The following is a 24,371-nucleotide window of genomic DNA, read 5'->3' as shown; positions in this document are numbered from 1 at the left end:
CAAGAACGGAGCGAGGGAACCCCGGAGCGAAGCGTAGGGGCCGGATGAATGGAGCCAGCGGTTTTTGCCTACTTTTGCCCGCGTGCAAAAGTAGGTCGCCGTAAAGGCGAAAAGGTGAATAAATGTCGACATCATCTTCGAATGAGCATAAAAAAATCAATACAATCACTCGAGCCTAAACCCGACCCCATTACCCCCAACCCCGCCCCCCCTTATGCGCCAAAACCGTATAAATGCAGGGCAACACAAACAACGTAAACAGCGTCCCAATCGACATCCCGGTAGCAATCACCGTCCCGATATCGAACCGACTCACCGCCCCCGCCCCCGTCGCCAGAATCAGGGGCACCATGCCAAACACCATGGCCGCGGTGGTCATCAGCACCGGCCGCAGCCGAATCGCCGCCGCTTCCTCGATCGCCTCCCGCACCCCAAGCCCCTTCTCCTCCCGCAGCTGGTTGGCAAATTCGACAATGAGAATCCCATGCTTGGTGATCAGCCCGATCAAGGTCACCAACCCCACCTGGGTATAGATATTCATGCTCGACACCCCCAGGAACAACGGCAGCAGCGCCCCGCAGATGGACAGCGGCACGGTCACCAGAATCACCAGCGGATCACGGAAACTCTCGAATTGCGCCGCCAGCACCAGGAAGATGATCGCCAGCGCCAAGCCAAAGGTCACCCACAGCGCGCTACCCTCCTGGACGAACTGCCGCGCCGCCCCGGCATAGTCCACCGAAAAGCCCTCCGGCGCTTCCTCGCGGGTAATGGCGCGCACGGTCTCCAGTGCCTCGCCGATGCTGACCATCGGCACCCCCTGGATAATCGCCGAGTTGAGCTGCTGGAACTGGTTGAGCTGACGCGGCCGGGCGCGGTCGCTGAGGCTGATCAGGGTCGACAGCGGCAACAACTGGCCCTGCTCGTTCTTCACGTAGTAGTTGTTCAGCCAGCCAGGATTGGCCCGGTAGGGCCGCTCCACCTGGGCAATCACCTTGTAGCTGCGGCCCTCGAGGGTGAAGCGGTTGATCTCGCCCTCGCCCAGCAGCGTGGCCAGGGTGCCGCCCAGGGTGTCCATCGATACGCCCATCTGCGCGGCCTTGGCCCGGTCGATGTCGACCACCACCTCAGGCTTGTCGAAGGCCAGGTCGATATCGAGGAAAGCGAACTTGCCCGAGGCCTGGGCACGCTCCTTGACCCGCTGGGCCACATCCAGCAGGGCCGGATAGTCGCCGGCGGTGTTGATCACGAACTGGAACGGCAGGCCCTCGCCAGTGCCGGGCAGCGATGGCAGGTTGAAACCAAAGATCTGCAGGCCGCCAATCTGCTCAAGCTGTGCCTGCACCAGCGGCAGCAGCTGCATCTGCGTACGTTCGCGCTCGTTCCACGGCTTGAGCAGAAACCCGCCGATACCGCTTTGCACGCCATTGAAGCCGTTGATCTGGAACGACGAGTAGTACTCGGGGAAGCGCTTGAACAGTGGGGTGAACTGGTCAGTGTAGGCGTTGAGGTAGTCCAGGTTGGCGGTCTGCGGCGAGCTGCTCATCATGAAGATCACCCCCTGGTCCTCGTCCGGGGCCAGTTCGTTGCGGGTGAACATCAGCAGCACCGGGATCAGGCACAAAATCAGCACGGCGAACACCAGCACCACCGGGCGGCTGTCCAGGGTGCCGTGCAACAGGCGTTGGTAGCGCACCTTCAGGCTATCGAAGATCAGGTCCAGGCGGTGGGCCAGGCCGCTGGGGTTCTGTTCGTGGCGTAGCAACAGGGCGCACATCATCGGCGACAAGGTCAGGGCCACCACGCCGGAGATCACTACCGCACCGGCCAGGGTCAGGGCGAACTCCTTGAACAGCGCGCCGGTCAGCCCGGTGAGAAAGCCGATCGGCGCGTACACCGCCGCCAAGGTGATGGTCATCGACACCACCGGCACCGCGATCTCGCGGGCGCCTTCCAAGGCGGCTTGGCGCGGTGTCTTGCCTTCCTCGATATGACGGTGGATGTTCTCCACCACGACGATGGCGTCGTCCACCACCAGGCCGATGGCCAGGACCATGGCCAGCAGCGTCAGCAGGTTCAGCGAGTAGCCCATCATCTGCATGAAGAACAGCACGCCGATCATCGACAGCGGGATGGTCACCACCGGGATCAGCACCGAGCGCAGCGCGCCGAGAAACAGGAACACCACGACGATGACGATCAGCACCGCCTCGCCGAGGGTCTTGATCACCTCGTCGATGGAGGCCTGGATGAACAGCGTGGCGTCGTAGGCGATCGACACCTTGAGGTTGGACGGCAGCTCTTGCTCCAGCTGTGGCATGAGCCGGCGCACTTGCTTGATCACCTCCAGCGGGTTGGCCGCCGGGGTGGCCTTGATACCGATGTACACCGACGGCGTGCCGTCGAAGGAACTGACCGTGTCGTAGTTCTCCGCGCCCATCTCCACCCGCGCCACATCGCCGAGCAGCACCCGGGTGTCGCCGGCGGTCTTGAGCGGCAGGGCGGCGAAGGCCTCGGCGGACTTGAGCTCGGTGGTGGCGTTGATGCTGGTGACCACGTACTCGCCCTTCACCTCGCCGGCAGCGGCGAGGAAGTTGTAGCGGCGCACGGCATTGGTCACATCCACCGCCGACAGGCCGAAGCCGGCCAGCTTCACCGGGTCGATCCAGATGCGCATGGCGAACACCTGGTTGCCGAGGATCTCGGCCTCGGCCATGCCCGGCAAGGTCGCCAGCTTGGGCTGGATCACCCGCGACAGGTAATCGGTGATCTGCGGATTGCTCATCTGCTGGCTGTAGAAACTCAGGTACATCAGTGCCGAGGCGTCGGCCGCCTCCTTGCTCAGCACCGGGTCTTCGGAGTCCTGGGGCAGCTTGTTGCGCACCTCGTTGGCCTTGGCCAGCAACTGGGTGAACAGGCGGTCGCTGTCGGCGCCGATGCGTGCGTAGACCGAGATGATCGAGAAGTTCTGCCGGCTCACCGACGTCATGTAGTCGATGCCGTCGGCGCTGGCCAGGCTTTGTTGCAGGGGTTGGGTGATATAGCCCTGGATGGTCTCGGCGTTGGCCCCGGGGTAGGCGGTGGTCACCGTGATCAGGGCGTTTTCCATTTGCGGGTACTGGCGGATCTGCAGCTTGCTCCAGGCTTGCAGCCCCAGCAGCAGGATCAGCAGGCTGACCACGCTGGCCAGTACCGGGCGGCGGATGAACGGGTCGGTGAACGCCATGCCAGCCTCCCGTTCAGTTCGCGCCCGGCGCGGCGGGCTTGAGGGCCTGGTCGGCGCTGATGCGGATCGCCGCGCCTGGGCTGAGCTTGAGCTGGCCGGCGGTCACCACCTGGTCGCCGGCCTGCAGGCCCTTGAGTATCACCACCCAGCCCTCTCGGCGCTCGCCGGTCTGCACGGTACGTTGCTCGACAATCAGGCTGGGCTGACCCTCGGCATCGTGCTGCGCCTGGCCGTCCTCGTTGTGCTTCTGGCTGACCCGGTACACCGAGTTGCCATACAGGGTGTAGGTGATGGCGTTCTCGGGCACCACCACTTGCGGTTGCGGGTCGGGCAACAGCACCTGGAGGCTGGCGAACATGCCCGGCAGCAGCTTGCCGTCGGGGTTGGCCAGGGTGGCGCGGAGCAGCAGGTTGCGGGTGTTCTCGTCGACCTTGGGGTTGATCGCACTGAGGCTGGCGGGGAAGGTCTGGCCGGGGTAGGCGGCCACCTGGGCCAGCACCCGCTGGCCCAGGTTCAGCTGGGGCAGGGCCTGTTCGGGCACGTTGAAGTCGACGTAGAGGCTGGACAGGTCCTGCAGGGTGGCGATCACCGTGCCGCTGGCCAGGTAGGCACCGACATCCACCTGGCGGATGCCGATGGTGCCACTGAACGGGGCACTGATGCTCTTTTTCGCCAGCGAGGCCTTGAGCTGGTCGACTACCGCCTGGTTACGCCGGTACTGGGCGGTGAGGCGGTCGAATTCACCGCGGGAGATGGCCGAGTCGCCGACCAGCTGGCTGCCGCGGCCGAAGTCGACCTTGGCCAGGCCCAGATCGGCCTGGGCGGTGCCGAGCAGGGCGGTTTCCTGATCGCTGTCCAATTGCAGCAGCAGTTGCCCGGCCTTGACCTGCTGGCCGGATTGGAAATGCAGCGACTTGACCGTGCCGGCCACTTCCAGGCTCAGCTCTACACCCTGGTAGGCCTTGAGGCTGCCGACCGCCGGTAGGCGCTCCTGCCACTGGCGCAGCTCGGCCTGGGCCGCGGCGACACTGACCGGCGGCTTGGGTTGGGAAAACATCTGCACCTGCTGGTAGATGGAAAAGGCCTTGATGCCTCCCAGGATCAATACCATCAGCAGGACGACGGCCAACATGATCAGCATGCGGCGGCGCAACATGGTCCGGTTCCCTGGATGCGAGGTTAGGCAGCGGGCACGACCACGGGCGATGCGACCCACGTGCGGTGGGGAAAGTATTGTCGTTTTTTGCGAAAAGGGGAGGAACAAGCCGGCGAGGGCCGAATTGCGAGGCCAGGGTGGGCCTGTGAGGGAACAACTGTCTCGCCCTGGCGCGATCCTTGTGGGAGCGGCTTCAGCCGCGAACACCGGCGCAGCCGGTGCCAGGCACCGCGTCGCCTGGTTCGCCAGCAAGGCTGGCTCCTACAGGAGGCGCACAGGGCTTGCCCGCGACATCAGGCCAGGTGCAGGTGGTTGTCCCAGAACCCGGACGGCAGGTTCATCGGCTGGCCGATCAACTCAGCCTGGCGGCAATCGTAGAAGCGGCAGCGGCCTTGCCCGGAGGTCACCACAAAGCCATCCTTCACCGCCCCGACCCCGGCGCAGTCGGGCATCGGCGCGTCGAGCTTGACCGCGCCGCTGTCCAGGTCCCAGATGAACAGGCGGTTGGCTCGCGGGGCGGTCAGCGCCACCAGGCGCAGGTCGCTGTGGATAGCCACGCTGGCGGTGTACTGGGCCATCGCCTGCAATTGCCGCTCGGGCACCGGGAAGGCCTTGAACGGCTCGCCCGGGCGCTTGATCGCCAGCAGCTCGGCGGTCTCGTGCGCGCTGCCCATGAACTGCTGGCAGGCGGCGATGGTGCCGTCGCTGCCCACCGCCAGGTGGCGCACGCTGTTCATCTGCTGGGCCAGGGTCTCCTTGCTCAGCAGGGTGCCATCGCGCTGCATCAGCACCAGGCTCGGCTCCATGGCATCGAGGTTCATCTCGACCCGGCTCTCGGCCTCGGTGCGGATGCCGCCGTTGGCCACTACCAAGGTCTCGCCGTCCGGCAGCCACGCCACTTCGTGGGGACCGATGCCGTGGGTCGGGATCTCGCCACTGTGCACCAGGCGTTCGCCTTCGAAGCGGTAGACACCGAGCACGCCGCGCCCAGGGTCGCGGGTGTCGTTCTCGGTGGCATACAGCCACTCGCCATCCTGGTGGATCACCGCATGGCCATAAAAATGCCGGTGTGGCTGCGAGGCGACGGTCTGCAGCAGGCGCCCGTCACGCAGGTCGACCAGGTAGCTTTCGGTACCGGGCCGACGGGCGACGAACAGGGCGATGGGCAGCGAAGGGTGGTTGATGATCGCGTGGCAACGCTGGGTCACCTGGGTGCTGAACACCTGGGTGCCGTCCAGGCGGAACCCGACGGCATAATGCCTGCCGTCGCCGTCGTCGCGCGCCGAGAGCAGCAAGGGTTCGCTGCCTTTGTTGCGAAACAGGCTCCAGCCGCCCAAGGTCAGGGCGCTGAGCAATACGCTACCGAGTTTCAGGGCCTGGCGTCGCAGCATGATCAGTCACCGTCGTTGGCATTGAAGCCCAGCTGGATGTTCAGCGCCTTGGCCAGCTCGCCTTCGTGCAGGCGGTGGACGACGTTGAGGGCATCGTAGATCTGGTTGAGGGTTTGCTTGCCAGCGTCGTCGGCCAGCAGTTCGCCCAGGGTCTTCTGGTTGTCGCCCAGCAGCTTGAGGGCATTGGCGTAGGCGTCGTCGATCTTCTGCGCCAGTGGCGCCTGATCCCTGCCCAGCAGGCCGCGCAGGCCCTGGTTGTCGACCCCGACCCATACGGTCTGGGCGGCCTTGAGCGAGGCTTCCAGGCTCTTGATCGAAGAATGGCTGCGCCAGGCTTCGGCCTGCAGCGGCTGCGCGATGCCCTTGCTCAGGCGGCCCATTGGCGCGCCGAGCTTTTTCTTCAGGGTGTCCAGGGCGGTGACCTGGGCGCGCAGCAGGTCGGCGATGGCCTCGTGGGAGTCGGCATAGCGCTGGTTGGGGAACTTGGTCATCTGCGAGAGCATGCCGTCGGTGCTGTTCCAGCCCTTGAGGATTTCTTCGGCCAAGGCCTTCTGATGTTCGCCGATGGCCACCAGCAGCGGGCAGTAGCGGGCCTTCTGCTCGGCCGTGGCGATGTCCGGCTTGCTGTCGAACAGGATGTATTCGTAAGCCGACAGGCCGCGCACCACGACGCTGGCCTTGCCCAGCGACTCGGCGTCCACTGGTTTGTCGGCAGCGACCAGTTGCTCGACCTGGCGGCCCACCAGGTTCTTCTTGTCTGGCCAGAACTGCACCTGCCAGGCGCGGTTGCCTTCGGCCAGCGGGCCGACCAGCAGCGGTTGCAGTTCGGCCCAGGCCTTTTGCGCGTTGAGGAAGTCGGCGCGGGCTTTTTCCAGGTTCTCCTTGCCTTCGCAATAGGCCAGGGCGCTGGCGGCCAACATGCGGTCGGCTTCGACCCAGCGGCTGTAGGTCGGCAGGATCACCTGCTTGGCGATAGCGGCCGAGGTCAGCGCTTGCGGGTCCTGCGGCGAGCAGGCGCCGAGGGCGAGGGCGGCGAGGCTGGTGAACAACAGTTTGGGTCGGAACATGCCCGGCTCCTTGTGCGTTTTAAAGTGAATTCAAAAAGGCCAGCAACGCGGCGCGCTGCTCGGCATTGAACGTCAGTACATGGTCGCGCGCCGCCTGGGCTTCGCCGCCGTGCCAGAGCACGGCTTCGAGGAGGTTGCGGGCGCGGCCGTCATGCAGGAACTGGCTGTGGCCGCTGACCGTCTGGCTCAGGCCGATGCCCCACAGCGGTGGGGTGCGCCAGTCCTGGCCGTTGGCGGCAAATTCGGTGCGTTCGTCGCTCAGCCCCGGGCCCATGTCATGCAGCAGCAAGTCGCTGTAGGGGCGGATCACCTGCCCGGCCAGCTCCGGTTCGGCGGCGTCGGCGGCGGTGGTGAACTGCGGGGTATGGCAGGCCTGGCAGCCCGCCTGGAAGAACAGGTTCTTACCGGCCAGCACCTGGGGTGCGCCGACGTCGCGGCGGGCCGGGACGCCGAGGTTGCGGGTGTAGAAGGTGACCAGGCGCAGGATGTTATCGCTGACCTCCTTCTCGCCGCCTTGGCCATCGCCGTTGGGCGCGGCCAGACAGGCGACCTGCGCCGGGGTGCAGTCGTCCTTTGGCAGCAGGCCGGTGGTCAGGCCCATGTCGCCGGCGAAGGCGTGCACATTCTGCTGGTTGACGTTGGGCTGCCCGGCTTTCCAGCCGAAGCGTCCGACCACGGTCTTGCCCTGGGCATCGTCCCATACCCGGTTGGCGCGCCCGCGAATGCCGTCGCGGTTGCGATCGTCCGGGTCTTCGTTGGCGAGCAGGTCGGCCTCGGCGATCGCCTCGAGCAGGCCAAGGCCGATCATCGGCGGGGCGACCCGCGCCGAGAAGCGCGTGTCCGGATGCAGCGGGCCGTAGCCAAGCTGGCTGATCTGCAGGCTCGGGCGGCGCAGTTCGACCGCATGACCATCCTTGAAGGTGACGGTGTGCAGGTCGTAGCTCACCCGCACCTTGCCCTCCGGCGCTACGCCGGGAATGGCCATGTCCTGCAACTGCGTGCCGTAGACCGGCTCGGGGACCACGCCCAGGCGCTCGATTTCGCGGGCGTAGTACGGCTGGTCGGGGATCGACAGGCGCACCAGCATCGACACCGCGTTGCTGTCACCTGGCTCGGGCGGGTGGCCGCGGCCGTCGCGCACGTGGCAGTTCTGGCAGGCGTTGGTGTTGAACAGTGGGCCAAGGCCGTCGCGGGCGGTGGTGGTGGACGGGGCGATGACCCAGGGGTTGCGGAAGAAGCTGTTGCCCACCGCGAAGTCCAGGCGTCGCTCGGGGCTGAGGTTGGCCGAGGGCAGCGAGTAGGCGTTGCGGTCACTGCGCTGCACGGTTGCCTTGCCGCCGGCGAGGGCTTCGCCGGGCTCGGCCTGGGTGAAACGCGGGGCGTCGTCACAGGCGGCGAGGGCGAGGGCCAGCAGCAGGGGGCTTAGGCGGAGCACGGACATCGAGGATCCTGGGCATGGGCGAAAAACCGGCGTGCAAGCTTATCAGGCCGGGGGTGTTTGAATAAGAGCAATTTGCAATTGCTGGATGAAATCAATGTCAGTTGGCCTATCGGCGAGCACGGTACCTGTAGGAGCGGCCTTGAGTCGCGAAAGGGCCGCAGCGCGGCCCCGGGTTATTCGCGTTGATGCACAGAGCCTGGGGCTGCTTTGCAGCCCTTTCGCGACTCAAGGCCGCTCCTACAGGGGGCGATGGTGATGCTGGAAATGAAAAAGGCGGCCCGAAGGCCGCCTCTGTTGAACCGCTGGCGCTGATCAGAACTCGTGATCGGCGTTATCCGGGTTCAGGTTGCTGATCCCCAGCTTGCCCGCTGCTTGCTCGATCGCGCCGGTCTGCTTGACCAGCGAGGCGATGGCGTCACGCACGATCTGGTTGCCGGCGGCGTTGTCGGCGGCGATCAGTTGGTCGTAGTGCTCGCCCTTGAGGGCGTGGTCGACGATCACCTGGATCTTGGCCTCGGTGGCCTCCAGGTCGGCCTTGAGGGTGGCGTCGGTGGCCGGGTCGGCCTTGGCTACCAGCGACGACAGGCTTGGGCCGCTCAGCTTGCTGCCGTCGACGCGGGTGTACTCGCCCAGGTAGACATTGCGGATGCCCTTGGCGTCGTAGAAGTGCGAGTAGTGGGTGTTGTCGCTGAAGCAGTCATGCTCGTCTTCCGGCGAGTTGGCTTCCAGCGAGACCTTCATGCGCTCGCCGGCCAGTTCGCCCAGCGACAGGCTGCCCATGCCGAACAGCATCTTGCGCAGGCCGTCGTTGCCTGGCTCGTTCTCCAGGGTGGCGCGGTAGTTGTCGGCGACGTTCGGCGCCCAGTTGCCGACCATTTCCTCGAGGTCCTTGACCAGCAGGTCGGTCACGGCCTTCAGGTACGCGCGGCGACGGTCGTTATGCCCGCCGGTGGCACCCTTGCCTTCGAGATAGTCCGAGGCCGGGCGGTTGCCCGCGCCTGGGCCGGTGCCGTTGAGGTCCTGGCCCCAAAGCAGGAATTCGATGGCGTGATAGCCGGTGGCGACGTTGGCCTCGGAACCGCCCAGCTCGTTGAGGGTGGCCAGCTTCTCGGGGGTGATGTCCTTGACGTCGATCTTGTCTTCGCCAACCTGGATCTCGGTGTTGGCGATGATGTTGGCGTTGGCCGCCGGGTTGCCCAGGGCGTGCTCGTAGCTCTTGTCGACGTAGTCGATCAGGCCTTCGTCCAGGGGCCAGGCGTTCACCTGGCCTTCCCAGTCGTCGATGATGGTGTTGCCGAAGCGGAACACTTCGCTTTGCAGGTAAGGCACACGGGCGGCGGCCCAGGCGTCCTTGGCGGCCTTGAGGGTCTGGTCGTCGGGCTTGGCGAGGAAGGCGTCGACTGCGCTTTGCAGCTGCTTGGCGGTGCTCAGCGAGTCGCTGTACACGGCATGGACCATTTCGGCGTAATGCTTGACCACCGCCTTGGCGGCGGCTTCGTCGACCGTGCCTGGCGTTGCGCTGGTGCTGGCGGCGGCAGGTGCCTGGGCTTGCGGCGCGGCGGCCTTGTCATCCTTGCCTTCGCCGCAACCGGCGAGGGCGATGGCGATGGCCAGCAGACTGGCGGAGGCCAGAGGCATTCGAATCATTGTTGGTTTCCTGCGTCGTGTGGTGGGACCAAGGGTGGGCCGTGCGCCGTGGCACGCGAAACCGTGACATCATGCGAAAGATTTGCATTTGCTGTAAAGGGTCGGGCGCGCATTTCATGCAAACGCCCGTTCGTCCGCTGGCGCCAAGGCCCGCCGGGCGTTACAGCGCGGACACCTGGTCGCGTTGCGCCTGCTTGAGGAAGTGGGTCAGCTCGCGGGCCGACAGCGGCTTGCTGTAGTGGTAGCCCTGACCCTCGTGACAACCCTGGGCAATGATGTAGCTTTCCTGCTCGGCGGTTTCCACGCCCTCGGCGATCACCTGCATGCCCAGGCTCTTGCCCAGTTGGATGATGGCACGAACGATGGTGGCGTCGTCATCGTCGTCGAGCAGGTCCTGGACGAAGCTCTTGTCGATCTTGATCTTGTCCAGCGGCAGCGACTTCAGGTAGCTGAGCGAGGAGTAGCCGGTGCCGAAGTCGTCGATGGCGATCAACGCGCCGGAGCGGCGCAGGCTGAGCAGGTGCTGGGCGGCGGTGCTGATGTCTTCCATCAGGCCGGTCTCGGTGACTTCCAGCTCCAGGCTGCGCGGCGGCAGGCGGTAGGCCTGCAGCAGGTTGTTGACCACCCGTGGCAGCTCGTTGTGGTGCAGCTGCACGGTGGACAGGTTGACCGCCATGCGCAGCTCGCCGAAGCCCAGGTCGTGCCACTCGCGCAGTTGCCGGCAGGCCTGGTCGAGCACCCATTCGCCGATACTGATGATGCTGCCGTTCTGCTCGGCCAGGGGAATGAACTGGTCGGGCGGGACCATGCCCAGCTCTGGGTGCTGCCAGCGCAGCAGGGCCTCGACGCCGACCACACGGTGGTCGCGGTAGCTGATCTGCGGCTGGTACACCAGGTACAGCTGGTTGCGTGGCAGGGCTTCGCGCAGGTCCTTTTCCAGCTCGCGGCGTCGGCGCATCTCGCTGTCGACGCTGGCGATGTAGAACTGGTAGCGGTTGCGCGAGCGGGCCTTGGCCAGGGTCATGGTCTGCTCGGCCTTTTGCAGCAGTTTCTCGGTGCTGTCGCCGTCCTCGGGGAACAAGGTAATGCCGATGGTGGCGCGCAGGCGGATCTGCTGCTGGTCGAGGTCGAACGGCGCCTCGAGGTCGTCGAGAATGCTCTGGGCCAGTTCGGCGGCCTCGTAGGGTTGCTCGATGTTGGCCTGGACCAGGGCGAACTGGTCGCCGCCCAGGCGCGCCAGGGCGCCGAGGCGGCCGCTGTGGGCGCGCAGGCGGTCGGCCAGGGCCAGCAGCAGTTGGTCGCCGACCTGGTAGCTGAACTGCTCGTTGATGCCCTTGAAGTCGTCCAGGCCCACGCACAGCACGGCGACCCGGCGTTGCAGGCGACCGCCGTCGACCAGGATCTTGTCCAGTTGCTGCTGCAGTTGCTGGCGGTTGGGCAGGCCGGTGAGGAAGTCGTATTGGGCCATGCGCTGCAGGCTGTTCTCGGCTTCATGGCGCAGGTGGGTGTTGCGCTCGATGGAGGCCAGCAGTTGGTTGGCGGTGTTGACCCAGATGCCCAGCTCGTTGCGTTCGTGGCCCTTGAGCTGCGGGATCTGGTGCTGGCTGGGGCGATCGGGGTTGATCTGGGTGAGGTGCTCGATGATCTTCGACAGCGGCTTGGTCAGCAGCCAGTGGTAGACCAGGTACAGCACCAGGCCCATGGCCAGTGCGCGCAGCACTCCGGAGATGAAGATGATCACCGCGTTGATCAGGAACCCTTCGCCGTAGCTGGAAGTGTCGAGGGTGATGCTCAGGTCGCCGTAATATTCGCTGTAGGGGCCGCGACCGACCAGTTGCGTGGTGTAGGTGCGTTCCTGGCCGAGGATCAGGTCGGTCAGCCAGCGCATGGACATGTCCTGCAGCGGCCGGGACTTTTCCGCCAGCATGGTTTCGTTGGGGTGGCCGATGGAGGCCATGCGCACGGCGTCGTCCTGGAACAGGCCTTCCATCACTTGCATGCCCATTTCCCGGTCGAGGCTGTACACCGCCTGGGTCGAGGGGTCGCGGAACATGTCGAGGATGCGCTGGGCGTCGTTGTTCACCGACTGGCGGGTCTTGTAGGCGTCATAGACGATCTGCGCACAGCTGAGCACGACGCCGACAGCCAACGCCGAGAGCAACACCACCCTGAGCAACTTGACCGACAAGCTGTTGCGAAATTCCAGCTTCAATGGGGTTTCCTTAATCCATGCGCATGCCATTATTTTGCCATCAACCATGGCGACAGACTATCGACCGATGTGCCCTTGGCTCTGTATCGGTTGGGCGGTCATGCGACTTGAGTGCGCTGCGTCAACTTTCCAGAAGTTGATGTTAGCGCGCTATGCCGGCTGAGCAAGAGGGGCGAGGCCCCGGGCGGACAAATCGCTCGGCAGGTGTCGGCTCCGGCATAAAAAAACCCGGCGCAAGGCCGGGTTTCTGGTGCAGCACTGAAATACTCAGGCCTTGAAGGTCTTGCCTTCGAACTGCTCGGCAACGAACTTCCAGTTGACCAGGTTCCAGAACGCCTCGACGTACTTCGGACGCAGGTTGCGGTAGTCGATGTAGTAGGCGTGTTCCCAGACGTCGCAGGTCAGCAGCGGGGTGTCGCCGCTGGTCAGCGGGTTGCCGGCGCCGATGGTGCTGGCCAGGGCCAGGGAACCGTCGGCTTTCTTCACCAGCCAGCCCCAGCCGGAGCCGAAGGTGCCGACGGAAACCTTGGTGAACTCTTCCTTGAACTTGTCGAAGGAACCGAAGGCGGCGTTGATGGCCTCGGCCAGGGCACCGGTCGGTTGGCCGCCGGCGTTTGGCGCCAGGCAGTTCCAGTAGAAGGTGTGGTTCCAGACTTGAGCGGCGTTGTTGAAGATGCCGCCCGAAGAGGTCTTGACGATCTCTTCCAGGGTCTTGCCTTCGAATTCGGTGCCTGGGACCAGGTTGTTCAGGTTCACGACATAGGTGTTGTGGTGCTTGTCGTGGTGGAACTCCAGGGTTTCCTTGGAGATGTGCGGCTGCAGGGCATCGTGGGCGTAAGGCAGCGGCGGCAATTCAAAAGCCATGGTGGATCTCCTGATTCAGGTCTGTTTGCGGTTTGCGCAAGGCCGATCACGGGCGGCCCATGAGCGTCGGCGAGTTTGTACTCTTTGCGACGCAAGGGCTGGATCATAGCACCGGCCTTGGCGCTTAACCACGCAACATCTATAGGGAATAGAGGTTCCAGAGCGGTTCGCCGGGGGCGACAGGCGGGCCTGGTGGTGTCTGGTCAGGCGTGGAATCGTCAGCTTCAGTTGAAAATCAACTGCGCCGCCACCGCGAACATCATCACGGCCACCATCAGGTCCAGCAGCCGCCAGGTCGCTGGGCGGGCCAGCCACGGCGCCAGCCAGGCGGCGCCGATGGCCAGGGTCGAGAACCACACCAACGAGGCGCTGGCCGCCCCTGCCACATAAGCCCCAGGCACGCTCTGCTGGGCACCGAGCGAGCCGATCAGCAGCACGGTGTCCAGGTATACGTGAGGATTGAGCAGGGTCACCGCCAGGGCGCTGAGCAGCACTGCGCGCCGCGAGCGTTGGCCCTGGCCTTCCTGATGTTGCAGGCTCTGTTTCGAACAGGCGCTGCGCAGGGCCTTGGCGCCGTACCAGATGAGGAACAGCGCGCCGCCCCAGCGGGCAACCGCCAGCAAGGTCGGATTGTGCGCCAATACCGTGGCCAGGCCGAACACTCCGGCGGCTACCAGCAGTGCGTCGCAAATGACGCACAGCGCCGCCACCGGCAAGTGATGCTCGCGGCGCAGGCTCTGGGCCAGGACGAAAGCGTTCTGTGCACCGATGGCCATGATCAGGCCGAAGGCTACCAGCATGCCGTTGAGATAGCTTTGCCACATGAGAGGAACACCCCACTGGCGCCAACATTGGTGCTGGCGCTGATTGCAAGAAAGATGTGGCCATTGTGGCGGGTACACGGGTATAAGAAAAACAAATAGAGCTGATCTGTCATTAGAGAAATCGATGTTCGACTACAAGTTGCTTGCAGCCCTCGCCGCGGTGATCGAACAAGCCGGCTTCGAGCGTGCGGCCCAGGTGCTGGGGCTGTCGCAATCGGCCATCTCCCAGCGCATCAAGCTGCTCGAGGCGCGGGTCGGGCAACCAGTGCTGGTGCGGGCGACGCCGCCGAGCCCGACCGAGGTCGGCCGCCAGTTGCTCAACCATGTGCAGCAGGTGCGCTTGCTCGAGCGCGACTTGCAGCGCCAGGTGCCGGCACTGGACGAGGAGGGCATGCCCGAGCGCCTGCGCGTGGCCCTTAACGCCGACAGCCTGGCGACCTGGTGGGCGGGGGCGGTAGGGGCCTTTTGCGCCGAGCAGCAGTTGCTGCTGGACCTGGTGGTCGAGGACCAGGACGTGGGCCTCAAGCGCATGCGCGCCGGCGAAGTGGCGGCTTGTCTGTGCGGCAGCGAGCGGCCAGTGGCCGGCGCGCGCAGCCTGGCGCTGGGGGCGATGCGCTACCGGGCGCTGGCCAGCCCCGGGTTCATGGCGCGCTATTTCCCCAACGGTTTCGAGGTCGCGCGCCTGGCGCGGACCCCGGCGATCGTGTTCGGCCCCGATGACTTCCTGCAGCACCGCTACCTGGCCTCACTGGGTATCGAGGATGGCTTCCTGCACCACCTGTGTCCGTCTTCCGAGGGCTTCTTGCGCATGACCGAGGCCGGCCTGGGCTGGGGCCTGGTGCCTGAACGGCAGGTGGCCGAGCAACTGGCTCGTGGCGAGCTGGTGGAAATCTGCCGCGATACTCCCATCGATGTGCCGCTGTACTGGCATCATTGGCGCAATGGCGGGCAACTGCTCGCCCAACTGACCGAACACCTGCGTCATTCGGCACGGGACTGGCTGGTGCCGTTGTAGGCGCGGCGTGCGTCAGTTGCATCCGATATCAGGCAAGGCGGAGTCTTACATGCGAATTCTGGTCACCGGCGCGAGCGGCTTCATCGGCGGGCGCTTTGCGCGCTTTGCCTTGGAGCAAGGCCTGGAGGTGCGGGTCAACGGCCGGCGGGCGGAAGGGGTGGAGCACCTGGTCAAGCGCGGGGCGCAGTTCATCCCTGGCGATCTGGGCGATACCGAGTTGGCCCGGCGCCTGTGCCAGGGCGTCGACGCGGTGGTGCATTGCGCGGGCGCCGTGGGCACCTGGGGGCGCTACCAGGACTTCCACCAGGGCAACGTGGTGCTTACCGAGAACGTGGTCGAGGGCTGCCTGAAGGAGCATGTGCGGCGCCTGGTGCACCTGTCGTCGCCGTCGATCTACTTTAATGGCCGTGGACAACTGGATATTCGTGAGGAGCAGGTGCCACGGCGCTTCCACGATCATTACGCGCTGACCAAGCACCTGGCCGAGCAGAAGGTGTTCGGCGCCCAGGAGTTTGGTCTTGAAGTTCTGGCGCTGCGCCCGCGCTTTGTTACCGGTGCCGGGGATGCGAGCATTTTCCCGCGGCTGATGCACATGCAGCGCAAGAATCGCGTGGCGATCATTGGCAATGGCCTTAACAAGGTCGACTTCACCAGCGTGCACAACCTCAACGAGGCCTTGCTCAGCGCGTTGTTCGCCGAGGAGCAGGCGTTGGGCCAGGCCTACAACATCAGCAACGGTCACCCGCTGCCCTTGTGGGACGTGGTCAACTACGTGATGCGTCGCATGCAGTTGCCCCAGGTTACCCGCTACCGTTCCTACGGCCTGGCCTACAGCCTGGCGGCGCTGAACGAGGCCGCCTGCCTGCTGTGGCCCGGCCGCCCGCAGCCGACCTTGAGCCGTACCGCGATGCAGGTGATGAGCCGCGATTTCACCCTCGATATCAGCCGCGCCCGCCAGTACCTGGACTACCGACCCAAGGTCGAGGTGTGGGCGGCGCTGGATGAATTCTGCGCCTGGTGGCAGGCCCAGCCGGGCCAGCGCTGAACCTGTTGGCTGGATGATGGTCATCAGTGCGCCGCCCAGGCGGTTTATACTCATGCCTCTTTGCTACTACCGCGGTTGACTACATCCATGCGCAATGACGCCCACGACGATTTTGACGAAGTGCCCACCCTGCGAGCCGGCACCCCTGATGATGACGAACTGTTGCCTGCCCATGTGGCGCGCAGCCGCCAGAAGGCCGCGCGTGCGCGCAGTAATGGGCCGCTGTGGGCGTTGCTCGGCGCCGCGTTCATTGCCCTGGCGGGGCTGGGTTGGTGGAGCTTCCAGCAGATTTCGCTGATGGAGCAGCAATTGATCGCCACCCAGGAAAGTTTCGCCCGCATCAGCGAAGAAGCCGCCGGGCGTTTGCAGGCGATCAGCGGCAAGGTCGAGGCCAGCGAGTCGAGCAACAGCACCGGCAGCGAGGCGTTGAAGCTGCAGATTCGCCAGTTGCAGGCCTCGTTGGCCGAGCAGGGCAAGCAGCAGCAGGGCGTTGCAGGCCAGGCGGGCGACCTGGGCAAGCGCCTGGAGCAGGTGCTGGCCGACACCCGTGAGCAACAAAAAGCCGTGACCGAGTTGCAGGGCCAGTTGCAGGCTCAGCTCAAGGCGGTGAACGCCGAGTTGACGGCGCTGAAGTCGGGGCAGGTGGACGGCGGCAAGCTGGATGGACAGCTCAAGAGCCTGAGCAACGAGGTGGCGGCGTTGAAGAAACAGGGCAATCCGAGCGCGGCAATCGCCAGCCTGGAGCAGGATGTGCTGGTGCTCAAGAGCCAGGTCGACAACCGCCCGGCGCCAGCGGCCGGCGGTGCCTCGGTGCAGGAGTTCGACGCCTTCCGCGGCCAGACCACCCGCAACATCAGCACCTTGCAGAGCCAGATCCAGAACCTGCAACAGCAGATCAACGCCCGGCCCTGAGCCGACCCCGAGGCCGGTGCCATCCACACCGAGTCGCCTGGTTCGCCAGCAAGGCTGGCTCCTACGGGGTTGAGGCAGGCATGGGCGTTGTAGGAGCCGGCCTTGCCGGCGAACACCGGCCTTGCCGGTGCCATCCACCGAGTCGCCTGGTTCGCCAGCAAGGCTGACGCCTACCGGGCGGTGGCTGTCACAGCCGCGGATAATCGATGTAACCCACCGGGCCCTGGGCGTAGAACGTCTCTGGACGCGGCGCATTGAGCGGCGCGTCGGCGGCCAGGCGTGCCGGCAGGTCGGGGTTGGCGATGAACGGGATGCCGAAGGCCACGGCATCGGCCCGGCCGCTGGCCAGGGCCGCAGTGGCGCTGGCCTTGTCGAAGCGCTCGTTGACGATGTACGGGCCGCCGAAGGCGGCCTTGATCAGCGGGCCGATGCTGTCGTCGGCCTCCTTCTCCCGCGAGCAGATGAAGGCGATGCCGCGCTTGCCCAGTTCCCGGGCCACGTAGCTGAAGGTCTCGGCGCGGTCGGAGTCGCCCATGTCGTGGGCGTCGGCCCGAGGCGCCAGGTGCACGCCCACGCGGCCAGGGCCCCACACCTCGATGGCCGCGTCGGTGACTTCCAGCAGCAAGCGGGCGCGGTTTTCCAGCGAGCCGCCGTAGCGGTCGTTGCGCTGGTTGGTGCTGCTCTGCAGGAACTGGTCGAGCAGGTAGCCGTTGGCGCCATGGATTTCCACGCCGTCGAAGCCGGCGGCCTTGGCGTTCTCGGCGCCGCTGCGGTAGGCCTCGACGATATCGGTGATTTCCTCGGTTTCCAGGGCCCGTGGTGTCGGGTAGTCGCTCTGCGGGCGCACCAGGCTGACATGGCCCTTGGGCTGGATGGCGCTGGGCGCCACCGGTGTTTCGCCGTTGAGGTAGGACGGGTGGGAAATCCGCCCGACGTGCCACAGTTGCAGGAAGATGCGTCCACCACCGGCATGGATGGCCTTGGTCACGTTGAGCCAGCCACGTACCTGCTGGTCGTTCCAGATGCCTGGGGTGTCGGGGTAGCCGACCCCCATCGGTGTCACCGCGGTCGCCTCGCTGAGGATCAGCCCGGCACTGGCGCGTTGCACGTAGTATTCGGCCATCAACGCATTGGGCACGCGGCCTTCATCGGCGCGGCAGCGGGTCAACGGGGCCATGATGATGCGATTGGGCAGTTGCAGGTCGCCCAGCGTGATCGGGTCGAACAGCGTAGTCATGGGCAGGGTCTCGTGAAAATCAATGGGAGGCCGTGGCCAGCTCGGCGTCGCCACCGCGCTGGCCGAAGGTGATCAGGGTGACGATCAGCGCCAGCACCGCTAGTGCCGCGGCGGCCAGGGGCACGCGGGTCAGGCCGAAGCCATGAGCGATGACGCTGCCGCCAACCCAGGCGCCCAGGGCGTTGCCCAGGTTGAAGGCGCCGATGTTGAGGGTGGAGACCAGGTTAGGCGCGGCCTTGCCATAGGTCACCACGTTCACCTGCAACGCCGGCACGGCGGCGAAGGCGGCGGTGGCCCAGAGGAACAGGGTGATCTCGGCCGGCACCAGGGCGACGCTGGTCCAGCTCAGGGCGGTGGACACCATGGCCATGGTGGCGAACACGCCCATCAGCGTGGCGCCCAGGCGGCGGTCGGCGAGCTTGCCGCCGAGGATGTTGCCCAGGGTCAGGCCCAGGCCGATCAGCAGCAGGGTCCAGGTCACGCCACGCGGTGAAACGCCGGTGACATCGCCCAGCAGCGGCGCGACATAGGTGAACAGGGCGAACATCGAGGCGGCGAACAGCACGGTCATGCTCAGCGACAGCCAGATACCAATGCCTTTGAGCGCGGCCAGCTCGGCGCGCATGTCGACGCTGTGCTCCTCGCGCTGACGCGGCAGGTAGCGGATCAGGCCGAGCAGCGCGACCACGCCGATGGCGGTCACCGCCCAGAAGGTCGAGCGCCAGCCGGCGACCTGGCCCAGGGCGGTGCCCAGCGGCACGCCGAGCACGTTGGCCAGGGTCAGGCCGGTGAACATCAGGGCCACCGCCGAGGCGCGGCGGTTGGCCGGCACCAGGCTGGCGGCTACCACCGAGCCGATGCCGAAGAACGCGCCGTGGCACAGCGCGGTGACCACCCGGGCGAACATCAGCAGGTTGTAATCGGCGGCCACCGCGCACAGCAGGTTGCCGACGATGAACACGCCCATCAGCGCAACCAGCGCGGCCTTGCGCGGCAGGCGGGCGGTGGCCAGGGCCATGAACGGCGCGCCGATGGCCACGCCCAGGGCGTAGCCGGTCACCAGCCAGCCGGCGCCGGGGATAGTCACGTCCAGGTCACCGGCGACATCGGGCAGCAGGCCCATGATGACGAACTCGGTGGTGCCGATGGCGAAGGCGCTGAGCGCCAGGATCAGAAGCGAAAGGGGCATTGCGGGTCCTTGTCAGAGCGCTTGGCTCAGCTGCGCGAGGAAGGCCTGGATGGTCTGCTCGTTGCGTTTGAAAAAGTGCCACTGGCCGATCTTCTGGCTGCTGATCAGGCCGGCGCGTTGTAGGGTCGCCAGGTGGGCGGAGACGGTCGATTGCGAAAGACCGCAGCGTCGGTCGATCTGTCCGGCGCAGACACCATGCTCGGTGCTGTGCTGCTGGTCGGGGAACTGCGTCGCAGGGTCCTTGAGCCAACTGAGGATGTCGCGCCGCACGGGGTGCGACAGGGCTTTGATGATTTCGTCGAGATCGAGTGGCATGGCTGGGCTCGGGGTATGTAACGCTATATCGCGATGGGGCGAAATATATATCGATATTTGACGATATACAAAGACCAAAGTGGCCTGAGCCGAGCATCAAACGCTATATCGGCGCCTGCCGGCGAAGCAGGGCACGGTGCTAGACTGGCGCCATGAACTACCTCGCACACCTGCACCTGGGCGGCCCCGCGCCCCAGCAATTGCTTGGCAGCCTGTATGGCGATTTCGTCAAGGGCACGCTCGAGGGGCGCTTCCCGCCCATGCTGGAAGCCGCGATCCGCTTGCATCGGCATATCGACAGCTACACCGATAGCCATCCCGTGGTGCTGGCGGCGCTGGCGCGTTTTCCGCAGGAGCGGCGGCGTTTTGCCGGCATCGTCCTGGATGTGTTCTTCGACCATTGTCTGGCGCGACACTGGAGCGACTATGCGCAGCAACCGCTGGCGCAGTTCACCGATGCTTTCTACAAGGTGCTGCTGGCCGAACCGGTGTTGCCAGGACGGCTGGCACGCATCGCACCCTTCATGGCCGAGGATGACTGGCTAGGGGCCTACGGGGATTTCGCCACGTTGGAGCAAGTGTTCGGCGGGATTGCCCGGCGCTTGTCGCGCCCTGAGGGCATGGCTGGCGTGATGCCGGAGCTGGAACGCCTGTATGAGCCGTTGCTGGGGGATTTTCGCGAGTTCTATCCGCAGTTGCAGGCGTTCGCCGCCGCGGGGAGAAAGGACTAGAGGCTGGGGGCTCTGACTGCGATCCCTTCGGCCAGCAAGCGCCTGTCACGGCCCAGGCGTGCTCTTCTGCCTCAAGCCGCCCTCACCAATCGACGCGGCTCGACCTCCTCGCATCTGAACAAAGCCAGCTGAATCGCCTGTTGTGCCTGAAATGCCAGCGCCGCGCGCTCCTTTCCCTCGCTGCCGATGGGCGGCAGCAGGTGGATGACGACTTCGCCGCGGTCCTGGCCAAACAGCCGTAGCAGGTGTGACACCAGGTCATCCTCGCCAATGAACGGCGCCAGCGGGTCCGGCTGGCCCTCGCGCAGGTACTGGATCGCCACCGGTTGCAGTGGCGTACCCCGATCGATGGCCCCGGCCAGCAGGCGACCATGGAAGGTACGCAAGGCACGGCCGTCGGTGGTGGTGCCTTCAGGGAAGATCAGCAGCGGCCGTTGTTCGCGCAACTGGTCGCTGATCTGCTCGCGCAGGCGCTGGGCGTCGCCACCGCCACGGCGGATGAACAGGGTGCCGGCCTTTTCGGCCAACCAGCCAGCCACTGGCCATTGGCGCACCTCGGCCTTGGACAGGAACGACAGCGGGGTGAGCATGCCCAACAGGGGAATATCGGTCCATGACACATGGTTGCAGACCCACAGCATCGGCTGTCGTGGCAGGCCGCCCTGGATCTGGATGTCGAAGGGCAGGGCGGCGACCAGGCGCCCCATGAACATCCTTGTCCAGCGCTGGCGGCGTTCGAGCGAGGCGTTCAAGCCCAGGCGCTCGCCCAGGGCGATGATACTGGCCATGGCCAGCCCCAGGAGCAACACCAGGCACAACCGCAGCAGGCGGGCGCTTGCCCGCAGGCCCGGCATCAGACCGCCGCCTTGAAGTGACGGGCGTAGCGTGGGCAAAGGTCGTCGCGCTTGAGCAGGATGAACACGTCGGCGACCTGGAAGTCCTGGTCCCAGCATGGCTCGCCGCAGATCTTCGCGCCCAGGCGCATGTAGGCCTTGAGCAGCGGCGGCATCTCGGCGATGACGTTGTTCGGCAAGGCCAGGCTCGGCAGCGGGTTCTTCGGCTCGGCGCGCAGGTGCTCGGTGCACAGGTAGCGTTCGCGCAGGCGCTGCATGATCGCGTGGGCTTGCACGCCACCGTCTTGCATGGGGATGCTGGCGCAACCCATCAGGTAGCTGTAGCGGCCTTCGTTGAGCACCTCGGCCAGTTCGCCCCAGAGCACGGCGATGGTGCCGCCGTTGCGGTAGCCTGGGTCGACGCAGGTGCGACCCAGTTCGAGGATCGGCCCTTGCAGTTGCAACAGGCCATGCAGGGCGAACTCTTCTTCGCTGTAGAAGCGCCCCAGGCTGCTGGCGGCCTGGTGGTCGAGCAGGCGGGTGGTGGCGACCAACTGGCCGGTGCCCAGGTCGCGCACGCCGATGTGGCGGCAGTGGATGTCATAGTCGTCCATGTCCAGGCCGTGTTCGGCGCCCTTGAGCTTGGCCTTGAATTCGCCGCTGAACACCTTGAAGCGCAGGGCCTGTGCTTCCTGCAGGGCCGCGGCGCCGACCAGGCGTTCGGCTTGCAGACGGCGTTCAGTGCTTTTGTCGCCAGAGCGAGCGATCCGAGTCATTGCGAGTCTCCATAAGCCAGCCAAAGGGTTGCGGCCGGTCGGCTTTGTTGTGCAAAGTCAGCCTAGGTACGCGTGGTGTCACCCCCGTGAATCTTTGGTGATGCTTGCGTGACACCCCTTTCAAAAGGAGCTTGCGATGGCCTGGTTGCAACGACTCAACGACCCGCTGCGGGTGCCGCTGGCGGCGACCCTCGGTGAAACCTACGCGGCGCTGCTGGCGCGCCTGGGCACGGCGGCCCCGTTCGAATTGGCAGTGCTCGGTGGCCGGGCCATGGCCACCCCCGGCCTGGCCTTTCTGCTCGGCTACCAGGCGGCGCTGCGGGTGCTCTGGCCCAGCGCGCCGGCCAGTCTTGGCGCCTTGTGCGCGACCGAACGGCGCAGCGTGCGCCCGGCGGACATGCATACCCGCCTCGATGGGTTGCGCCTGACCGGCAGCAAGGACTTCGTCACGGCCGGCCTTGAGGCCGAGTGGTTGCTGGTGGCGGCGCGCCACGAAGAACCGGGCGAGTCGCCCCGGCTGCAACTGGCGGTGGTCTACCCGGGCGAGCCCGGCGTGATCCTGGAAGCCTTGCCGACCTTGCCGCTGATGCCCGAGGTGGGGCACGGTCGCCTGCTTTTGCAGGGCGCCGCTTGCGAACTGCTTGCCGGCGATGGCTGGGATGCCTACGTCAAGCCGTTCCGCTCCCTCGAAGACCTGTATGTGCTCGCCGCGCTGGTCGCCTGGCTGCATGGTGTCGCCCAGGAATGTGGCTGGCCGCAGGGCTTGCGCTTGCGCCTGGTGGCGCTGCTGGCCGGCTGTGCCGAGGGCAGCCGGCAATGCGCCGACAGCGTTGCCTGCCACTTGCTGCTGGGTGGCTTGTTTGCCCAGTTCCAGGGGCTGCGCGGCGAGATCGACCAGGCCCTGGCCAACGGCCCTGGGCAGTGGGCGCAGTTGTGGCAACGCGACCAGGGCGTGCTGGCCCTGGCCACTGCCGCCCGCGACCAGCGCCTGGCCAAGGCCTGGGCCGCCGCTGGATTGTCATGAAAGCCTGAGAGACTGTGGGGACCTTTGAATCCGGGCTGCCAGGCAGCCCCAGGCAGATGCGTCCCATGAAGGCACTCTGGTTTGCCCTGATCATGCTCGTCACGCCGGCCTGGGCCGAAGACTGGCCCACCGCGCAATGGCCAGTCGACCACAGCGCTCTTGACTGGCGAGCCGTCGACGCTTATGCCTTTGCCTCGCGCGGTGCCGAGCGCGGCGGCATTCGCACCGATGCCTTGCTGGTCATCCGCGATGGCCGCATCCTCCATGAACGCTACGCCGCGCCCACCCGCGCCGACACCCCGCACCTGACCTGGTCGGTGAGCAAGAGCGTGCTGGCCACGCTCCTGGGCGTGGCCCATGGCCAAGGGCGCTTCAGGCTGGACGATCCCGCCGCGCGCTATTACCCGGCCTTGCAGCGGCATCCCAACCTGAGCCTGGCCGACCTGCTGCACTGGGCCAGCGGCCTGGCCTGGCAGGAAGACTATGAATATGCGCCGTTGAAGTCCTCGGTGGTGGCCATGCTCTACACCCGGGGCCGCGATGACATGGCGGCCTTCACCGCCGCGAGGCCGGCCGACAGCCCGCCTGGCCAGCGCTTTGTCTACTCCAGCGGCGACAGCAACCTGTTGGCCGCGACCCTGCGTGGCATGCTCGATGCGCAGGACTACAGCGACTACCCCTGGCAGGCGCTGTTCACGCCGCTGGGCATCGATAGCGCGGTCTGGGAGCGCGACGGCGCGGGCACCTATGTCGGCTCCTCGTACCTGTACCTGAGTGCCCGAGACCTGGCGCGCATCGGCCTGCTGATGCAGCGCGACGGGCGCTGGGGCGATCGGCAACTGCTGCCGGCGGACTGGGTGGCGTTCAATCGTACCTTGTTCGCGGCTGCCGAGCCTGCTCCCGGCGAGGCCAACCCCGGTGGCCATTGGTGGCTGAACCAGCCCTTGCCCGGCCAGCCGCGGCCCTGGCCGGACGCCCCAGCCGATGCATTCGCTGCCCTCGGCCACTGGGGCCAGGCGTTGTACGTGTTGCCGGCGCAGAAACTGGTGATCGTGCGCTATGCCGATGACCGCGACGCCAGCTTCAGCCACAACGAACTGCTCAAGCGCGTGCTGACCACCGTGGCCGGGGAAGGCGCATGAGGCGGTTGCTGCTGTTGCCGTTGCTGGCGTTGCTGGCCTGGGCCTGGCATGAGCGTCAGGCACTGGCGGATTTTCCTGGCATCCTCTCGGCGTACTCGGCCAAGGAGTACTGCTCGTGCCGATTCGTCATGGGCTTCGACGCAGCCTACTGCCGGGGCTATGTAAAGCAGTACCTGCCCCTTGGGCTGCTGGAGGAAGACAGCGACCGGCGCCTGGTTACCGCCGCGGGCCTTGGCCGGCGCAACCAGGCCGCCTGGCAAGGCCCGCGGGAGGGCTGCCGCTTGCTGCCATGAAACCGTGGGGGTAAGGTTGACGGCTTCGATT

The 24,371-nt window shown here is 65.9% G+C and carries 21 protein-coding genes; 7 read left to right on the top strand and 14 right to left on the bottom strand.

What is annotated here, in order from left to right:
- Nucleotides 1-190 precede the first annotated feature (190 nt).
- The 9 genes from ACODS5_RS06415 to ACODS5_RS06375 form a co-directional block, all read right to left on the bottom strand.
- A complete protein-coding gene (locus tag ACODS5_RS06415) occupies nt 191-3,226 on the bottom strand; it encodes a multidrug efflux RND transporter permease subunit (RefSeq protein ID WP_489108237.1) in 3,036 nt (1,011 codons plus the stop codon).
- 13 nt (nt 3,227-3,239) lie between these two features.
- Nucleotides 3,240-4,382, bottom strand: a complete 1,143-nt coding sequence (locus tag ACODS5_RS06410; protein ID WP_134691536.1) for an efflux RND transporter periplasmic adaptor subunit — start codon at nt 4,380-4,382, stop codon at nt 3,240-3,242.
- 293 nt (nt 4,383-4,675) lie between these two features.
- Entirely contained in the window at nt 4,676-5,773 is a 1,098-nt protein-coding gene (locus tag ACODS5_RS06405; protein ID WP_134691535.1) for a DUF1513 domain-containing protein, read from the bottom strand.
- A gap of 2 nt (nt 5,774-5,775) precedes the next feature.
- Nucleotides 5,776-6,840, bottom strand: a complete 1,065-nt coding sequence (locus ACODS5_RS06400) for an imelysin family protein (RefSeq protein ID WP_134691534.1) — start codon at nt 6,838-6,840, stop codon at nt 5,776-5,778.
- A 19-nt stretch (nt 6,841-6,859) separates the two neighbouring features.
- Nucleotides 6,860-8,281, bottom strand: a complete 1,422-nt coding sequence (locus ACODS5_RS06395; protein ID WP_489108236.1) for a di-heme oxidoreductase family protein — start codon at nt 8,279-8,281, stop codon at nt 6,860-6,862.
- 312 nt (nt 8,282-8,593) lie between these two features.
- A complete protein-coding gene (locus tag ACODS5_RS06390; protein ID WP_489108235.1) occupies nt 8,594-9,928 on the bottom strand; it encodes an imelysin family protein in 1,335 nt (444 codons plus the stop codon).
- Nucleotides 9,929-10,088: 160 nt separating this feature from the next.
- Nucleotides 10,089-12,140, bottom strand: coding sequence for a putative bifunctional diguanylate cyclase/phosphodiesterase (locus ACODS5_RS06385; protein ID WP_167659471.1), 2,052 nt, complete (start codon nt 12,138-12,140; stop codon nt 10,089-10,091).
- Nucleotides 12,141-12,407: 267 nt separating this feature from the next.
- Complete coding sequence (locus ACODS5_RS06380; protein ID WP_134691530.1) at nt 12,408-13,004, bottom strand: superoxide dismutase; 597 nt, start codon at nt 13,002-13,004, stop codon at nt 12,408-12,410.
- Between the two features lie 224 nt (nt 13,005-13,228).
- Complete coding sequence (locus ACODS5_RS06375; protein ID WP_134691529.1) at nt 13,229-13,828, bottom strand: LysE/ArgO family amino acid transporter; 600 nt, start codon at nt 13,826-13,828, stop codon at nt 13,229-13,231.
- Between the two features lie 124 nt (nt 13,829-13,952).
- Here ACODS5_RS06375 and ACODS5_RS06370 point away from each other — a divergent pair, with 124 nt between their 5' ends.
- The 3 genes from ACODS5_RS06370 (at nt 13,953) to ACODS5_RS06360 (ending at nt 16,800) form a co-directional block, all read left to right on the top strand.
- A complete protein-coding gene (locus tag ACODS5_RS06370; protein ID WP_134691528.1) occupies nt 13,953-14,843 on the top strand; it encodes a LysR family transcriptional regulator ArgP in 891 nt (296 codons plus the stop codon).
- Nucleotides 14,844-14,892: 49 nt separating this feature from the next.
- Nucleotides 14,893-15,888 carry an NAD-dependent epimerase/dehydratase family protein gene (locus ACODS5_RS06365; protein ID WP_489108234.1) on the top strand — a complete coding sequence of 332 codons (996 nt, stop codon included), beginning with the start codon at nt 14,893-14,895 and terminating at the stop codon, nt 15,886-15,888.
- Nucleotides 15,889-15,975: 87 nt separating this feature from the next.
- Nucleotides 15,976-16,800 (top strand): ATPase, encoded by an 825-nt coding sequence (locus tag ACODS5_RS06360; protein WP_134691526.1) that lies wholly within the window; start codon nt 15,976-15,978, stop codon nt 16,798-16,800.
- Nucleotides 16,801-16,987: 187 nt separating this feature from the next.
- On the opposite strand, the gene ACODS5_RS06355 is transcribed toward ACODS5_RS06360, so the two are convergent.
- Genes ACODS5_RS06355 through ACODS5_RS06345 form a run of 3 tightly spaced genes read right to left on the bottom strand, consistent with a single transcriptional unit; the run spans nt 16,988 to nt 19,541 of the window.
- Nucleotides 16,988-18,037, bottom strand: coding sequence for an alkene reductase (locus ACODS5_RS06355; protein ID WP_489108233.1), 1,050 nt, complete (start codon nt 18,035-18,037; stop codon nt 16,988-16,990).
- Between the two features lie 19 nt (nt 18,038-18,056).
- Nucleotides 18,057-19,226: an MFS transporter gene (locus ACODS5_RS06350; protein ID WP_489108232.1), complete on the bottom strand. Its 1,170-nt coding sequence runs from the start codon at nt 19,224-19,226 to the stop codon at nt 18,057-18,059.
- Between the two features lie 12 nt (nt 19,227-19,238).
- Nucleotides 19,239-19,541 (bottom strand): ArsR/SmtB family transcription factor, encoded by a 303-nt coding sequence (locus ACODS5_RS06345; RefSeq protein ID WP_134691523.1) that lies wholly within the window; start codon nt 19,539-19,541, stop codon nt 19,239-19,241.
- A gap of 152 nt (nt 19,542-19,693) precedes the next feature.
- On the opposite strand from ACODS5_RS06345, the gene ACODS5_RS06340 reads away from it, so the two are divergent.
- Nucleotides 19,694-20,272, top strand: coding sequence for an acyl carrier protein phosphodiesterase (locus ACODS5_RS06340; protein ID WP_134691522.1), 579 nt, complete (start codon nt 19,694-19,696; stop codon nt 20,270-20,272).
- 71 nt (nt 20,273-20,343) lie between these two features.
- On the opposite strand, the gene ACODS5_RS06335 is transcribed toward ACODS5_RS06340, so the two are convergent.
- The gene (locus ACODS5_RS06335; protein ID WP_489108231.1) at nt 20,344-21,126 is read right to left on the bottom strand and encodes a lysophospholipid acyltransferase family protein; all 783 of its coding nucleotides are present in this window, start codon (nt 21,124-21,126) and stop codon (nt 20,344-20,346) included.
- The gene (olsB, locus tag ACODS5_RS06330) at nt 21,126-21,881 is read right to left on the bottom strand and encodes an L-ornithine N(alpha)-acyltransferase (protein ID WP_134691520.1); all 756 of its coding nucleotides are present in this window, start codon (nt 21,879-21,881) and stop codon (nt 21,126-21,128) included. Before olsB ends, ACODS5_RS06335 begins: the two co-directional genes overlap by 1 nt.
- A 136-nt stretch (nt 21,882-22,017) precedes the next feature.
- Here olsB and ACODS5_RS06325 point away from each other — a divergent pair, with 136 nt between their 5' ends.
- The 3 genes from ACODS5_RS06325 to ACODS5_RS06315 all read left to right on the top strand — a co-directional run bounded on the left by ACODS5_RS06325 (nt 22,018) and on the right by ACODS5_RS06315 (nt 24,340).
- Complete coding sequence (locus ACODS5_RS06325) at nt 22,018-22,905, top strand: acyl-CoA dehydrogenase middle domain-containing protein (RefSeq protein WP_134691519.1); 888 nt, start codon at nt 22,018-22,020, stop codon at nt 22,903-22,905.
- 65 nt (nt 22,906-22,970) lie between these two features.
- A complete protein-coding gene (locus ACODS5_RS06320) occupies nt 22,971-24,047 on the top strand; it encodes a serine hydrolase domain-containing protein (RefSeq protein ID WP_489108230.1) in 1,077 nt (358 codons plus the stop codon).
- A complete protein-coding gene (locus ACODS5_RS06315; RefSeq protein WP_489108229.1) occupies nt 24,044-24,340 on the top strand; it encodes an amidase in 297 nt (98 codons plus the stop codon). Before ACODS5_RS06320 ends, ACODS5_RS06315 begins: the two co-directional genes overlap by 4 nt.
- The last annotated feature ends 31 nt before the right edge of the window (nt 24,341-24,371 follow it).

It is taken from the genome of Pseudomonas sp. FG47 (assembly GCF_057809115.1).
This window is presented reverse-complemented; position numbering and strand designations above follow the sequence as displayed.

Bases quoted from the DNA above. Each gene is read 5' to 3' on its own strand.
- ACODS5_RS06415 (WP_489108237.1), bottom strand. From the start codon at position 3,226: ATGGCGTTCACCGACCCGTTCATCCGCCGCCCGGTACTGGCCAGCGTG.
- ACODS5_RS06410 (WP_134691536.1), bottom strand. From the start codon at position 4,382: ATGTTGCGCCGCCGCATGCTGATCATGTTGGCCGTCGTCCTGCTGATG.
- ACODS5_RS06405 (WP_134691535.1), bottom strand. From the start codon at position 5,773: ATGCTGCGACGCCAGGCCCTGAAACTCGGTAGCGTATTGCTCAGCGCC.
- ACODS5_RS06400 (WP_134691534.1), bottom strand. From the start codon at position 6,840: ATGTTCCGACCCAAACTGTTGTTCACCAGCCTCGCCGCCCTCGCCCTC.
- ACODS5_RS06395 (WP_489108236.1), bottom strand. From the start codon at position 8,281: ATGTCCGTGCTCCGCCTAAGCCCCCTGCTGCTGGCCCTCGCCCTCGCC.
- ACODS5_RS06390 (WP_489108235.1), bottom strand. From the start codon at position 9,928: ATGATTCGAATGCCTCTGGCCTCCGCCAGTCTGCTGGCCATCGCCATC.
- ACODS5_RS06380 (WP_134691530.1), bottom strand. From the start codon at position 13,004: ATGGCTTTTGAATTGCCGCCGCTGCCTTACGCCCACGATGCCCTGCAG.
- ACODS5_RS06375 (WP_134691529.1), bottom strand. From the start codon at position 13,828: ATGTGGCAAAGCTATCTCAACGGCATGCTGGTAGCCTTCGGCCTGATC.
- ACODS5_RS06370 (WP_134691528.1), top strand. From the start codon at position 13,953: ATGTTCGACTACAAGTTGCTTGCAGCCCTCGCCGCGGTGATCGAACAA.
- ACODS5_RS06365 (WP_489108234.1), top strand. From the start codon at position 14,893: ATGCGAATTCTGGTCACCGGCGCGAGCGGCTTCATCGGCGGGCGCTTT.
- ACODS5_RS06360 (WP_134691526.1), top strand. From the start codon at position 15,976: ATGCGCAATGACGCCCACGACGATTTTGACGAAGTGCCCACCCTGCGA.
- ACODS5_RS06355 (WP_489108233.1), bottom strand. From the start codon at position 18,037: ATGACTACGCTGTTCGACCCGATCACGCTGGGCGACCTGCAACTGCCC.
- ACODS5_RS06350 (WP_489108232.1), bottom strand. From the start codon at position 19,226: ATGCCCCTTTCGCTTCTGATCCTGGCGCTCAGCGCCTTCGCCATCGGC.
- ACODS5_RS06345 (WP_134691523.1), bottom strand. From the start codon at position 19,541: ATGCCACTCGATCTCGACGAAATCATCAAAGCCCTGTCGCACCCCGTG.
- ACODS5_RS06340 (WP_134691522.1), top strand. From the start codon at position 19,694: ATGAACTACCTCGCACACCTGCACCTGGGCGGCCCCGCGCCCCAGCAA.
- ACODS5_RS06335 (WP_489108231.1), bottom strand. From the start codon at position 21,126: ATGCCGGGCCTGCGGGCAAGCGCCCGCCTGCTGCGGTTGTGCCTGGTG.
- olsB (WP_134691520.1), bottom strand. From the start codon at position 21,881: ATGACTCGGATCGCTCGCTCTGGCGACAAAAGCACTGAACGCCGTCTG.
- ACODS5_RS06325 (WP_134691519.1), top strand. From the start codon at position 22,018: ATGGCCTGGTTGCAACGACTCAACGACCCGCTGCGGGTGCCGCTGGCG.
- ACODS5_RS06320 (WP_489108230.1), top strand. From the start codon at position 22,971: ATGAAGGCACTCTGGTTTGCCCTGATCATGCTCGTCACGCCGGCCTGG.
- ACODS5_RS06315 (WP_489108229.1), top strand. From the start codon at position 24,044: ATGAGGCGGTTGCTGCTGTTGCCGTTGCTGGCGTTGCTGGCCTGGGCC.